General features: G+C 69.1%; 12 protein-coding genes, 1 tRNA gene and 1 pseudogene. 7 read left to right on the forward strand and 7 right to left on the reverse strand.

Annotated elements, in window-relative coordinates; all coding sequences use genetic code 11:
* Positions 1–61: 61 nt before the first annotated feature.
* Positions 62–484, forward strand: coding sequence for a MarR family transcriptional regulator (locus tag AB0912_RS12855; protein WP_366698718.1), 423 nt, complete (start codon positions 62–64; stop codon positions 482–484).
* Between the two features lie 109 nt (positions 485–593).
* Here AB0912_RS12855 and AB0912_RS12860 read toward each other — a convergent pair whose 3' ends face one another.
* Positions 594–1,019 carry a hypothetical protein gene (locus AB0912_RS12860; protein ID WP_366698720.1) on the reverse strand — a complete coding sequence of 142 codons (426 nt, stop codon included), beginning with the start codon at positions 1,017–1,019 and terminating at the stop codon, positions 594–596.
* A 290-nt stretch (positions 1,020–1,309) separates the two neighbouring features.
* Between AB0912_RS12860 and AB0912_RS12865 the strand changes: the two genes are divergently transcribed.
* The 4 genes and pseudogenes from AB0912_RS12865 to AB0912_RS12880 all read left to right on the forward strand — a co-directional run.
* On the forward strand, positions 1,310–1,750 hold the full coding sequence (locus tag AB0912_RS12865) for a VOC family protein (RefSeq protein ID WP_366698722.1): 441 nt from the start codon (positions 1,310–1,312) through the stop codon (positions 1,748–1,750).
* A 179-nt stretch (positions 1,751–1,929) separates the two neighbouring features.
* Positions 1,930–2,514, forward strand: coding sequence for a hypothetical protein (locus tag AB0912_RS12870; RefSeq protein ID WP_366698724.1), 585 nt, complete (start codon positions 1,930–1,932; stop codon positions 2,512–2,514).
* A gap of 278 nt (positions 2,515–2,792) precedes the next feature.
* A complete protein-coding gene (locus tag AB0912_RS12875; protein WP_366698726.1) occupies positions 2,793–3,386 on the forward strand; it encodes a hypothetical protein in 594 nt (197 codons plus the stop codon).
* Positions 3,387–3,501: 115 nt separating this feature from the next.
* Positions 3,502–3,687: pseudogene (locus AB0912_RS12880) on the forward strand (IS30 family transposase); the annotation flags it as partial.
* A 68-nt stretch (positions 3,688–3,755) separates the two neighbouring features.
* Here AB0912_RS12880 and AB0912_RS12885 read toward each other — a convergent pair.
* The 5 genes from AB0912_RS12885 to AB0912_RS12905 all read right to left on the reverse strand — a co-directional run bounded on the left by AB0912_RS12885 (position 3,756) and on the right by AB0912_RS12905 (position 7,661).
* Positions 3,756–3,920: a hypothetical protein gene (locus AB0912_RS12885; RefSeq protein ID WP_366698728.1), complete on the reverse strand. Its 165-nt coding sequence runs from the start codon at positions 3,918–3,920 to the stop codon at positions 3,756–3,758.
* A gap of 87 nt (positions 3,921–4,007) precedes the next feature.
* Entirely contained in the window at positions 4,008–4,814 is an 807-nt protein-coding gene (locus tag AB0912_RS12890; protein ID WP_366698730.1) for a hypothetical protein, read from the reverse strand.
* A gap of 535 nt (positions 4,815–5,349) precedes the next feature.
* On the reverse strand, positions 5,350–5,817 hold the full coding sequence (locus tag AB0912_RS12895) for an NUDIX domain-containing protein (protein WP_366698732.1): 468 nt from the start codon (positions 5,815–5,817) through the stop codon (positions 5,350–5,352).
* A complete protein-coding gene (locus AB0912_RS12900) occupies positions 5,804–6,556 on the reverse strand; it encodes a DUF5919 domain-containing protein (RefSeq protein WP_366698734.1) in 753 nt (250 codons plus the stop codon). Before AB0912_RS12900 ends, AB0912_RS12895 begins: the two co-directional genes overlap by 14 nt.
* A gap of 1,030 nt (positions 6,557–7,586) precedes the next feature.
* Positions 7,587–7,661, reverse strand: a tRNA-Val gene (locus tag AB0912_RS12905).
* A gap of 288 nt (positions 7,662–7,949) precedes the next feature.
* Between AB0912_RS12905 and AB0912_RS12910 the strand changes: the two genes are divergently transcribed.
* Positions 7,950–8,738 (forward strand): DUF4097 family beta strand repeat-containing protein, encoded by a 789-nt coding sequence (locus tag AB0912_RS12910; RefSeq protein WP_366698736.1) that lies wholly within the window; start codon positions 7,950–7,952, stop codon positions 8,736–8,738.
* Positions 8,739–9,061: 323 nt separating this feature from the next.
* Entirely contained in the window at positions 9,062–10,378 is a 1,317-nt protein-coding gene (locus tag AB0912_RS12915; protein WP_366698827.1) for a hypothetical protein, read from the forward strand.
* Between the two features lie 174 nt (positions 10,379–10,552).
* Here the strand turns inward: AB0912_RS12915 and AB0912_RS12920 are convergent, their stop codons facing one another.
* Positions 10,553–11,857, reverse strand: coding sequence for a hypothetical protein (locus AB0912_RS12920; protein ID WP_366698738.1), 1,305 nt, complete (start codon positions 11,855–11,857; stop codon positions 10,553–10,555).
* Positions 11,858–11,868 lie beyond the last annotated feature (11 nt).

Genomic DNA, 11,868 nt, shown 5'->3' on the forward strand with positions numbered 1-11,868 from the left:
GCCGGGCGCTGCTGCGCAGGTCAGGCGCACAGCGGCGCGCGCCTCCGGGATAAAGTGCCGTATGCCCGCCCAGGAAGCCGCCGCCATCGCCGCCGAACTGCGCACCGCGATGGGCAAGCTCACCCGACGCGTCAAACACGAGGACCGCATCCCGCTGGGCCAGGCGGCCGTGCTCGGCGCACTCGACCGCAACGGCGCCATGACCACCAGCGACCTCGCCGCCGATCAGCGCGTACGCCCGCAGTCGATGGCCCGTGCGGTGGGACTGCTCATGGAACAGAACCTGATCACCCGCCGGGCGCACCCCACGGACGGCCGCAAGTCCCTGGTCGAACTGTCGGACGCGGGCCGAGCCGCCCTCGAAGCGGAACGCGGCCGCCGGGCCGGCTGGCTCGCACAGGCCATCGAGGCCGAACTCACGGACGAGGAGCGGGAGTTGCTGGCGCGGAGCACGGTTCTACTGGAACGGCTGGCCGCGCGTTAGCAGGGCGCCGGTGGAGAGAAAGGGCACCACTCCTCGCCGCCGGGCATCTCCGGCACACGACCTACAGCGGCGTTGCCCACCCCCCGCACCGGAAGAAGCGGCGACATCCTCATGCCGCCCCCTCACCCCCGTACGACCGCGCTACTCGTCCCCCGCCACGATCGCGCCGCAGCAAGCCGACGGCCCGACCGAACCACCCTCGGCGGGGCCGCCCGTCCCTGTCGATCAGGAAGCGCGCCGTCTGGATCGGGTCACGCGGGGGCAGGCCCGCCTGGTGGCGACGCCAGTAGGCGGCCACCCTCCGCTCCAGATCACCCAGGTCGACCCTGCCGGTCCCGGCCAGGACGACCGCCCCCTCCGGCCCGTCGGGAGCGGTGAGCGCCAAGACACCACCGGCCGGCGAGTACGCCGCCGTGTACTCCCCCTCGTCCACGTCGATCGCCTCGATCCAGTTCGTGGCGTGGCCGGAGGACTCGAAGGCGAGCAGGTCCTCGTCGCGATCGAAGACGAGCACGGTGTCGGGGGGCAGCTCCATGGCGATCACTGTGGCAGCCCTGCTCGCCGCATGGCCAGCAAATACGGTCGTCCGAGCCCTACTTGACCGTGACGCGCCTCGGCGGCACAGCCGGCCTCTGCCTGAGGAAGGCATGGCGGCGGATTGGCGCATCCGGATGAACCCCCTTTGAGGCGCGGTCCGGAACCTTCGAAGCCCGGCAGTCTGCGAATGTCGAGAACGGTCCCTCGGCTCCGTCCCAGGGACACCAGTACCCACCCCCGGCCACCCCCGGCCGCCACCGGCCGCGCGAGGAAGAAGGAGAAGCCAACATGGCGATTCAGCGGATGGACAACGTCGGCATCGTCGTCGAGGACATGGACGCGGCCGTCGCGTTCTTCGAGGAACTCGGTATGGAGCTGGAGGGCAGGACAGAGGTCCAGGGCCCCGTCGCCGACCAGTGCACCGGCCTCGACGGCGTCCACTGCGACATCGCGATGCTCCGAACCCCGGACGGCCACGGCCGCCTGGAACTGTCGAAGTACCGCAGCCCCGAGGCGATCAGCGACGGTGTCCGCAACCGGCCGCACAACATCCTGGGCACCCACCGCGTCATGTTCGCCGTCGACGACCTCAAGGACACGGTCGCCCGCCTGCGCCCGCACGGCGCCGAACTCGTCGGCGAGATCGCCCGGTTCGAGGACATCTACCTGCTCTGCTACGTCCGCGGCCCGGAGGGCATCATCGTCGGCCTGGCGGAACAACTGAGGTGAGGTGACTACCGGACCAGCCCAATCGGACTTCCGGCGTCCGCCTCAGATCTTGCTCAGGAAGTGGCGGAACATGCTTGTGAGTTGGCCGTGACTCCATACGATCACAACCGTCACCGGCGAAACACCACCCAGGGGCGGATTCGCCTCAGCGGTGAGCTGCATGTAAGGGGGGCACCGCCATGACCGAAGCACATGCCACATCCGACGTCACGGTCTCAACGACCCTGGCCGACCCCGCGCCGTATCGGCCGGGCGCTGTGGGAGCGCCGATGAAACTGTGGGGAGTCGTTCCGGTGGCCGCCGCTGTGGCGTTGTCGCTGGCGGGGTGCAGTAGCCCCCACAGCGACAGTGCACGCCCCGACCACACTTCCAGCCGTGCGAGCCGGCCGGACACGACGACAGCCCCAACCACGCCGTCAGCGCCCGCAGCCGTGATCGCCGCGCCCCGCCTTGACCCCGACGAGATCCCCGCCGCCCATATCGGCACGAGAACCGGCAACGCCGAACTGCCTTACAAGGCTGGGCGGAAGGGCTACGCCCTGGTCGTCGCCGTCAGTTGCCAAGGCGATGGCAAGCTGAAGGTGCGACTGACGCCGGCCCACACGTCGTTTGCGCTACGGTGCGGCAAAACGGTCGACACCACCTACAACCAACTACACCTCACCGGCGCAGAAAAGCCCGGCACTGTCTCCGTCACGGCATCTTCCAACGTGAAATGGGCTTTGACCATCGGCCGCAAGGCACCTACGCAGCAGGAGGGTTAGCGCCGGGGCCGGCCAACACGTTCGCGCCCATTGCAATGGGGACGCGCCTGACATCTGCGCGCCCCAAGCCCGGCCGCACAGCGCCCAGTGAGACCCTGTTGACGCCCCGTGGTGTGCGGACGTACCTATCGGCCCTGTCCGCGCCGTCCTATGCGACACTGTCTCCCCGTTTCGGCATGGGGGGCTCGATGGACGCCATCGAACGAGTAGTCGTTGCCGCGGGGGATCTGGTCCTCGAACCGCGAGGCCCTCGGTGGGCCCACACCTCCTTGTGCGTCTTGGACGCCGTCTTCTCCATCAACGCCCACTACGAGCGGCACACTGTGCCTACTTGCCGCCGCTACGCGGCGTGGGCCGGCATCTCCGCTCCGCTGTCAGGGAGTGCCGAACTCCCTGTCCCCGGCGAGCAACCGCTTCAAGACTTCGTTAGGCATATCCGGAACTACGGCGAAGAGGCCTTCTCTCTCGAAGTCCTGCAGAACAGACAACGCACACGAGCGAACCGCGATGCCCCTCTCAAGGCGAAGGCTGCCCGTCAGTATGCCGAGATCCTGATATCCCACGGCGTCGCAACCCTGGCCGACGCCAACGCGCTGCTCGCTGACCCGAACAAGCTGAAGGACGTTGAGCGTGACCTCGCAGGGGTTGCCGGCCATGGCCTGGGTGCACGTCTCGCCTACCTATGGATGCTCTTGGGGGACGACAGCCGCATCAAGCCGGACCGCATGGTCCTTCGATGGCTGCAAAGAGTGCTGCAGCGCCCGATGACCACCGCCCAAGCAACCAGCCTGCTCACTGAGGCTGCGGGGCGTTTGACGTGCACACCGTGGGAACTGGACCACGCGATCTGGGGAAATCAACGGAAGGTCTGACTACAGGGACTGACTACTGGGACCACACGCTCACCCTGCTAGCCATTGGACGACGTGCGAGGTAAGCAGTCGAACATGCCGTCAGCGGCTGACCGTCTTCATGTCGATGCTGCACCGCGGCTCGAACGAGAACACGAACGGCGTTCTCCAGCAGCACTTCCCAAAGTCACCGACCTGGTCCGCTCAAGCCGCGTGGAACTGAGTACCGTCGCGACCGAGTTGAACTGCCGGCCGCGCAAGAACGCTCGGCTGGGATACCTCGGCCGAGCGTCTCACCAAGCTGTTGGCGACAGCCAGTTGATCAGGTCACGTTGCGACGCCCCTAGAACTCACCCCAGGAGGGCGGAGCCGACTCGTGCGTCCAGGGGGTCAACCGCGCCGTGCCCCCACGGCCCCCGTGTACGTCTCCTTCGTCTCGACATGACCGAGACCCCGCAGAACCGCGTGCACCGCGTCCGCCTCGGCAACTTCCGTCTCGTGCTCGGGCTTCGACCCCGACTCCTCGTCAACGGCGGCGTCCTTGAAAGTGAGCATCGTGCGGGCCCCGTCCTGGCCTCGCACGGCGCGGACGCGCAGCTCCGCTTCCGGCTTGTGTCGTCGACCCGAGCACGTCACGACGGCTCACCGATCGAGATGACGCCACGGGTTGGCTTCGTGATCCCTCGTGGCCTTTGCCTTGTGCTCGTCGATGATGTGCAGGACGCCCGCCGCCATCCGATCGAGGCAGGATGCGGCCGCCTCAGAGTTCTGTGCTGCTACGGAATCGCTCTCGTCCTGGTACGCCTGTGTGCCCGGCTCGGTCCAGTGGGACACGTATCGGGTTTCGCCCATGAAATGCACTAGATCCTCAGGAGAAACCCGGGAGAGGCGTTCCCCGACTGGCGGACCGCCATGCTGGGGAGGCGTCGAGGGCCAATAGAGGTAGTTGCGGAAGGGGCCTCCGTCTCCCAGCGATGGTTCGAACTTCGCCGTGAGTCCCACCGTAACGTTGCCGTGGGGATCGAGGAGAAGGATGGGATATCCGATCCACTCACCACTTTTGTCACCGCGGCTCCAGACATCCCCCCAAGTGAGATGGCGTCCGATGTCGCTGTAGCGGTTGCCATTGACCCAGAGCCACGAAAGCTTCCAGGCGTGATGCACGGGCACGCGTTCGGGCGGCTCGGGAGTCCAGAACTTGCGCGCCAGCCATGAGTTAGGCGGAGGTCCGACAGGACGCTTAGCCTGCCAGGGCACCGTCAGCAAGGGCACGCCGGCCTCGTCCAGTCTGCGCGCACTCGTTCGCGCGAAGGTGTTGAACTTCTCCGTGAAGGCAGAGACCCCCGCCGCTTCGGCTACCAGTTCCTCCCGCTGACGTTCTTCAGCATCGTACTTCTGACGGTTCAACCGCTCCCCAGCAGCGAACACGTCCTCGTTTTCGTCGGCCATAGTCCCCCCTCTGCCAGGATGCCGGACGCCCCTGGCGCCCCGACGTGAAGAGCCGCGAACGGAGCACACATCTGCAACGTACCAACGTCTGAAGGCCACGGCAGCGACGTCGCGACAATGGCAATGGCAATGGCAGGAGGCTTGGGGTGGGGCCGTGGGGCCGTTCCCCTGCGGTCGTCCGAAGCCGCTGAGGAACGGCTGGTGCACGTCTCTCCCCTGCGCGCAGGACAGCGGGCTGGCCCGCGGGGCCAAGATCGACGAGACTTGTCCCTCGATAGCCGTCCGCTGGCCGTCAGCCTGGGCGGCTAAGAGCACCTCGGACTTGCTACGAGGCTGACCTGCGACTGAGCGGTGTCGGCACAGGGCGTGAGGTCGGCTGATTCCCCGCCCGAACCGGCACGCGTTGCGCGTCTGTCCCTTCCATCTCTCAAGACTCCATCGTCTGATCCGCCTCATACGCACGGTCGCACTGTCTCCGGACCCCGACGACGACGCCCACGGGCGGTGGGCGGACGCACGCGGAGCGGAGCCTGAGCTACCGGAAGACCGGGTACTCGCCCGTGCGCCAGTCGGCGAGGCGCTTGCGGATGCTCGCGACCATGGGCAGGTCGTCGGTCTCGTCCGGGGTGAACCAACGGACATCGGTCGACTCGTCCGACACGGCCAACTCGCCGCCTGTCGGCCGGGCCAGGAAGCAGATCGAGAACTCTTGCCGGACCTCGCCGTCGTCGTAGGCGAAGACGTGTCCCGGGTTCGTGTACGTGCCGACGAGGCCGACCAACTCGACGTCGAGCCCGGTCTCCTCGCGTGTCTCACGGACCGCGCAGTCGGGCAGCGATTCGCCGAGTTCCATCCGGCCGCCCGGCAGGGCCCACCTGTCGTTGTCGGTCCGGCGCTGGAGCAGCACCCGGCCGGCCTCATCGACCACGACCACCGACGCAGCGGGCACGAGGCTGTTCGCGGCCGGTGCGTCCGGATCGTCCTCGTAGTCACGCCTGCCCATCGGGCTCCTCCCGAACCGGCCAGCCGCGCCTCCACAGTTCCTCGACATGCGAGGCGAAGCGGTCGAACATGCCGTCAGCCTGGCACCTCCGCAGGTGCAGCGTGGGCGCGTCGTGCCCCACGCTGTGGGTGAGCAGCGGAGTGACGATCATGTCGTTGTCGAAGCGGAACACGGACAGATGGGTGTGCCCCGAGCTGAATCGGGCGTCGACCTGCTCCCGCACCTTCTCCAGCTCGGCGAGCGTCACCCGGATCCGCGTGGACAGTGACAGGGCCACCCCTTCGTCCTGCTCCCTCTGCCGCGTGACCTCGCTGTCCGGATCACCGACGATGAAGCGGACGCGACAGCCGCCGGTTGCCTTGCGGCGGAGCGCCGTCGCGAAGTTGGCCTGCTCCAGCCAGAGGAAATAGTTCGTGTACCCGGCGAAGTCGAGCTGCTGCTCGGCTCGCGTGATGAGCGTCCGCCAGAGGGAGGCGGGCACCGCGGATCTGTAGGGGTAGACCGAGATCACCTCACGGTCCGGCCCCAGCTTGACCGCTTTCCGGGCGGCTTCCGGCCACAGCACTCCCTCGTCCTCTCCGAGCACGTCAGCCACGGCCCAGCGATGACGGGCGCGAGGAATCCGTCCGTCTTCGGTGAGCCAGCGACTGACCGTCTTCACGTCAACGCTTACGCGCTCTGCTAATTGGCGGTCGGTGATCCGGGCACGCGCCATGGCCCGCTGCAACGGTTCGTTCACGGCTGTGTACCCCCTTGGGACGTTCGGCACGCAATCGACGCTAGCTCCACTCCGTGCCTAACGGTCCCCGCATGCGGTTGTTACGCCCCTGCGGCGAGACAACTGTGAGGCCGGACAACAAAATCCCCGCGGCCTGGCAGGGCCCGGGGCTTGGCCGACTGGTTGGAGTCGACATGGCCGACGACACGCAGACCGTGGGCACGCCCACCAGCCCCATCGCTTACGGCCGTTGTGCGTGGCACAACGGGATCACGCGGGACCTGCGGCTGATTCAGAACCGGGAGACCGCCTCCTCCCCTGGGCCCGGAACCCGACGGTTCGCTTGCCATCCCTGTCAGATCAGGTACGGCCTCGTTCCTCTCGCCGATCGCCGCCCATGACGTGGATGCCGAAGCCGCCACCGGCACGGGGCCTGAACGCAGCGCAGTACTCGGGGCATGCGTGCTGTTGGTGCGCCACTCCGCTACGCCGCGGCGCCCGGTCCGTCGGCCGCGCCACCGGCATGAGCGGGGCCCACGACCTGAGCGTCGAGGTGTACGAGTGCGGACCGCAGTGCCCGATGCGGCCTCGTTACCCCGTGTCCGCTCCAAGGGGGGATGTCACGTGATGTGCGGTGACTGCGGAGGACCGATCGAGCCGGGTCACGCATCGGAGCCGCGCGTATGGGCGACGAACTCGGACGGTGGGATGCGCGGGCGGGCGCATGTGGAATGCCCACCCGGGGACGGAAGAGCGGAGCGCGGGAGCACGGCCCCGTCGGTGAGGGGCTTTCGTTGAGCGCGGGGCATGCCGCCGCCGGCTGCTGCTGCTGCTGCTGCTGCTGCTGCTGAGTGCGTACCCCGGACCGGCCCGACCGCCGCACTCGCCCGCTGAGGAATGGGTCTAGACCCCCGGTTCGGGCACAGTGGCACCGGAACCAGGCAGCGCCGACCACCCGGCTACCCGCTCCCCGCCGGGGTCGGTCTGCCCAGGACATCAGAATGCCCCCGCCGCCAAGTACGGCGGGGGCATTCTGACCTGCTGACCACTCTGGTGGGCGCGGACGGTTTCGAACCGCCGACATCCGCCTTGTAAGGGCGGCGCTCTACCCCTGAGCTACGCGCCCAGAACGAGTCGACAGCCTACATTGCCGAGGGGCCTGACCCGCAAACCCGGCTCCCGTGCCATGCCTTCCGTGCCATGGCTTGGCTCCCGTGCCATGGCTTGGCTCCCGTGCCATGGCTTGGCTCCCGTGCCATGGCGACGGCACGGGAGCCGGGGGTTAACCCCACCCCCGTCCGGGAGCGGACCGGATGGGCCCCGGGTGCCGGGCCGCATAGCTTCGGAGTGGCTTCGTGGCCGGTTCGGTCGAGCGCGCGGAGCGACTCGCGGCACGTCTCAGGGGGAGATCAGCATGGCTCGTACACCTGCCCGCGCACGCAACCGCCGGGCCCTCGGCGTCGGGGGCCTCGTGCTGGGCGTCCTCGCGCTCGCCACCGCCTGTGGCGCCTCCGCGGCGGACGACAAGCATCCCGACCACCGTTCCTTCGCCCTGCACGGCCGGACCCTGACCGTCGACTCCGACGACTCCGCGCTCGACCTCGTCGTCTCGGACTCGGCGAGGCCGGGCGAGGTCCAGGTCACCCGGTGGTTCCAGGGCCACGTCACCCTCGGCGGGGACCCGAAGGTGACCTGGGCCATGGAGGGCCACGACCGGCTGGTCCTGCGGTTGAAGTGCTCCGGCGTGATCACCGACTGTTCCGCCCGGCACCGGATCGTCGTGCCGAGCGGTGTCGCCGTGACCGTCCGGGACGGGGACGGCAGTGTCAGCGCGCGCGGCTTCAGCGAGGCGCTGAGCATCCGTACCGCCGACGGTTCGGTACGGGTCCACGACTCCTCGGGGCCGCTCGACCTGCGCAGCGACGACGGGTCCATCCAGGCCCTCGGCGTGGACGCGCGGACGGTGCGCGCCCGGACCGAGGACGGCTCGGTGCGGCTCGAACTCGGCGCCGTACCCGACCTGGTGGAGTCCCGCAGCGCCGACGGTTCCGTGTCGATCGTGCTGCCCCGCGCCGCCTACCGGGTGGCCACCGGCAGCGGTGACGGCTCGGTCCACGTGGACGTGCCCCGGGACGCCTCCAGCCCGCACCGTGTCTCCGCTCACACCGGCGACGGAAAGATCACGGTGCGAACCGCGAACTGACCGGCCCGTGTGTTCGTCCCTTACCGGTGGGAGAATGACAGCCGGGCAAGTGGACGACAGCACGGGAGAGGGATGTGACGGCGACACCTTCGCGGCCGTACTCGCCGTTCGTGACCCCTTCGCGGTCGTACCCGCCGGTCGTGGCCCCTTCGCGGTCGTACCCGCCGGTCGTGACCCCTTCCCGGTCGGGCCACCCCCTTGCCTCCCGGCAGGGACCCAACCCGGCAGACACCGCACACGCCGGAGACCCCGCACACGCCGGAGAGTCCGCCGAGGCCGGACAGCCCGCCCACGCCGGAGAGTCCGCTCACGCCGTGAAGGCGGTGGGCGCCCCCGGTCTGCTCCTCCTCGTCTCCCTCCCCCTCCTCGCCGCCCTCGCGCTGCCCGCGGCCTTCGCCGGGGGCGGTACGCGGCGGTGGTTCGGGGGGCGGGCCGAGGGGCAGCGGGCCGAGGCTCAGGCGGCCAAGGACGCCGCGGCCGCCGCGTTCTACGAGCTGGACACCGCCCAGCGCGATCTGCGGATCTCGATCGAGACGATCACGGCCGTGGACGACTCCCCCGCCGCCCGGCGCGCGGTCTCCGAGTTCGAGGCGCTGGGGCGGCGTATCGACGAGGCGAGCCAGAAGTACATCACCGCCGTCGACGCCCACGACCTGGACCGGGACGAGCTGGAGGCGTCCGTCGCCGCCCGGGCCCGTACGGAGCTGACCGCGGCCAAGGACGAGCTGAGCCGGGTCAAGACCGAGCTGGACCGCTTCGAGCAGGGGCTCGGACCGCTGCTCGGCAAGGCCGAGACGCAGCTCGCCCGGCTGGCCCCGGCCGTCGAGCGCGCCCGGCAGTCGCTCCTCGCCGCGTCGAACGCGCTGGACGCGGTACGGGAGGCGGGACTCAGGGCGGACGACCTGGCCGCCCGACTCGCCGCGCTCGGACCCGAGCTGACCAAGCTCAACCAGGGCGCCGGACAGCACGGTGTGCCGGAGACGCTGGAGCGCGCCGAGCGGGTCGCCCGGGAGGCCGCCGCGGTGAGCGCGGAGGCGGAGCGGCTGCCGGAGAAGGCGGCGGAGATCGACCACCGGCTGGTGTCGCTGCGGACCCGCGCCCAGGCGCTGACCACCCGCGCCGGACAGGTGGAGCCGGTGCTGAGCGAGTTGCGGCGGCGGTTCTCGGCGGCGTGCTGGCAGGACCTCCAGCAGGTTCCGGAGGCCGCCGCGGAGAACGTACGGCAGGCCGAGGCGAAGCTGAAGGAGGCCCGGGCGGCGCGGGAGGAGCAGCGCTGGCCGGACGCGACCGCGCTGCTGGCGACCGTGCGGGCGCTGCTGAACAACACGGACGAGGCGGTGTCGGCGGCGGGCGACCGGCTGCGGCGGCTGAACGCCGTGCAGAAGGACCCGCAGCAGGAGATCGACCGGACGCGGTTCGCGATCCGGGACGCGCAGCGGCTGGCCATGGCGGGGCGCAGCACCCCCGACCCGCGGCACGCGGGCCCGCTGGACGACTCGGTCGCCCGGCTGGACCGGGCGGTCGCCACGCTGGAGGGCCGGCACCCGGACTACTGGCACTTCCTCACCGAGACGGAGGCCGTACGGCAGACCGTCGCGCGGGTCGTCTCCCAGATCCGCGAGGAGCGCGGCGGCGCCTGACCGGGCGGCTCCGGACGCCCGCGTCTTCACATCTCCCCCTCACCTGTGGCGGGTTGGCGAAGACTTGCGGCGGAGCACAACCTAGTCCCTTATGTCCGAGGTAAGTTGATGTTCACAGTCGCCCCGGCGACCCCCTCGGTGCCGTGACGGACCGCTCCGTGCCCGGGTGGGCGGCTACTTCACGACCGTCGACCAGTCCGGCGACTGGGCCGGGTCGAGGCTGCGCAGGCGCTCCAGGGTCTCCGGCTTCTGCACGTCGAGCCAGTCGGACAGTTCACGGAAGGACACACAGCGAACGCCCTTCTTCAGGCACACGTTCTTGATGACCTGGTCGATGGCTTTCATGTAGATGCCGCCGTTCCAGTTCTCGAAGTGGTTGCCGATGAACAGCGGCGCCCGGCTGCCGTAGTAGACCCGGTCGAAGCCGGCCATGTACGACTTGACGGTCTCCTGCTCCCACTGCGGGTACTGGGCCGGATCGCCGTCGGTCTCGCCGTCGGACTGGTTGTAGAGGAAGTTGAAGTCCATGGACAGGCCTTGGTACTTGCCGTTCTCGTAGGGGAGCATCTGGAGCGGGAAGTCCCAGACGCCCTCCTTCTTGGCGGGCCATATCTGGAAGTCGCCGGCGGAGCTGGCGTCGTAGCGCCAGTCGTACTTCTTCGCCGTGGCCTTCATCGCCTTGAGCAGGTTCTTCTGGCCTTCGAGGCAGGGCGCGCGCCCGCCGCTGATCGATTTCGTCGGGTCGAACGGGAGCGCCGGCAGGTCGCTGTAGCCGGTGTTGGTCTTCCACTTCTCGACGAAGGAGAAGAACTGGTCGATCTCGCTCTCCCACTCCTCGACGCTCCAGTCCCCGCCGCCCTTGTCGCCGCAGAAGTGGCCGTTGAAGTGGGTGCCGATCTCGTTGCCCTCCTTCCACGCCTTGCCGAGTTCGGCGAGCGTGGTGCGGATGTGCTCGTCCGTGGGGTAGCTGATCGCCGCCGCCCCGGGATCGTGCATGGGCGGTTCGTAGAGCGTCTTCTTGTCCTTGGGGAGCAGGTAGATGCCGGTCAGGAAGAACGTCATATGGGCGTTGTACTGCTCGGCCAGCTCCCGGTAGTGGGAGAACAGCTTGTCGTCGCCCTGGAGGGCGCCGTCCCAGGAGAAGACGACGAACTGGGGCGGTTTCTCACCGGGCTTGAGCGGTACGGCCTTCAACTCGCCCTTCTGCGGGCCGGTGTAGGAGGTGGAACCGTCGCCGAGGATCTTGGTCTTGCCGTCCCAGACCGGTTCCTTCTTCGCCTTGGCGGCGTCGTCGGAGGCGGCGTGCACTCCGGCGGAGCCGGCCGGTGTGGTGTGGTCCGTGTTCAGCGCCAGATAGGTGGCGGTCAGGGACGTGACGACGAGGAAGGCCGCCATGGCCGCGAAACCCTGGCGTGCGGACACGGCGGCCGAAGGCCGTTCGGGCTCCCGGCGCCGGCGCCGGCTGTGCTTCGAGTTCATACGGGGCACAT

Origin of the sequence: Streptomyces sp. NPDC007084, from assembly GCF_040703595.1 — a bacterium.
GTDB lineage: Bacteria > Actinomycetota > Actinomycetes > Streptomycetales > Streptomycetaceae > Streptomyces.

Bases quoted from the DNA above. Each gene is read 5' to 3' on its own strand.
- AB0912_RS12860 (WP_366698720.1), bottom strand. From the start codon at position 1,019: ATGGAGCTGCCCCCCGACACCGTGCTCGTCTTCGATCGCGACGAGGAC.
- AB0912_RS12885 (WP_366698728.1), bottom strand. From the start codon at position 3,920: ATGCTCACTTTCAAGGACGCCGCCGTTGACGAGGAGTCGGGGTCGAAG.
- AB0912_RS12920 (WP_366698738.1), bottom strand. From the start codon at position 11,857: ATGAACTCGAAGCACAGCCGGCGCCGGCGCCGGGAGCCCGAACGGCCT.
- AB0912_RS12870 (WP_366698724.1), top strand. From the start codon at position 1,930: ATGACCGAAGCACATGCCACATCCGACGTCACGGTCTCAACGACCCTG.
- AB0912_RS12910 (WP_366698736.1), top strand. From the start codon at position 7,950: ATGGCTCGTACACCTGCCCGCGCACGCAACCGCCGGGCCCTCGGCGTC.
- AB0912_RS12890 (WP_366698730.1), bottom strand. From the start codon at position 4,814: ATGGCCGACGAAAACGAGGACGTGTTCGCTGCTGGGGAGCGGTTGAAC.
- AB0912_RS12895 (WP_366698732.1), bottom strand. From the start codon at position 5,817: ATGGGCAGGCGTGACTACGAGGACGATCCGGACGCACCGGCCGCGAAC.
- AB0912_RS12855 (WP_366698718.1), top strand. From the start codon at position 62: ATGCCCGCCCAGGAAGCCGCCGCCATCGCCGCCGAACTGCGCACCGCG.
- AB0912_RS12865 (WP_366698722.1), top strand. From the start codon at position 1,310: ATGGCGATTCAGCGGATGGACAACGTCGGCATCGTCGTCGAGGACATG.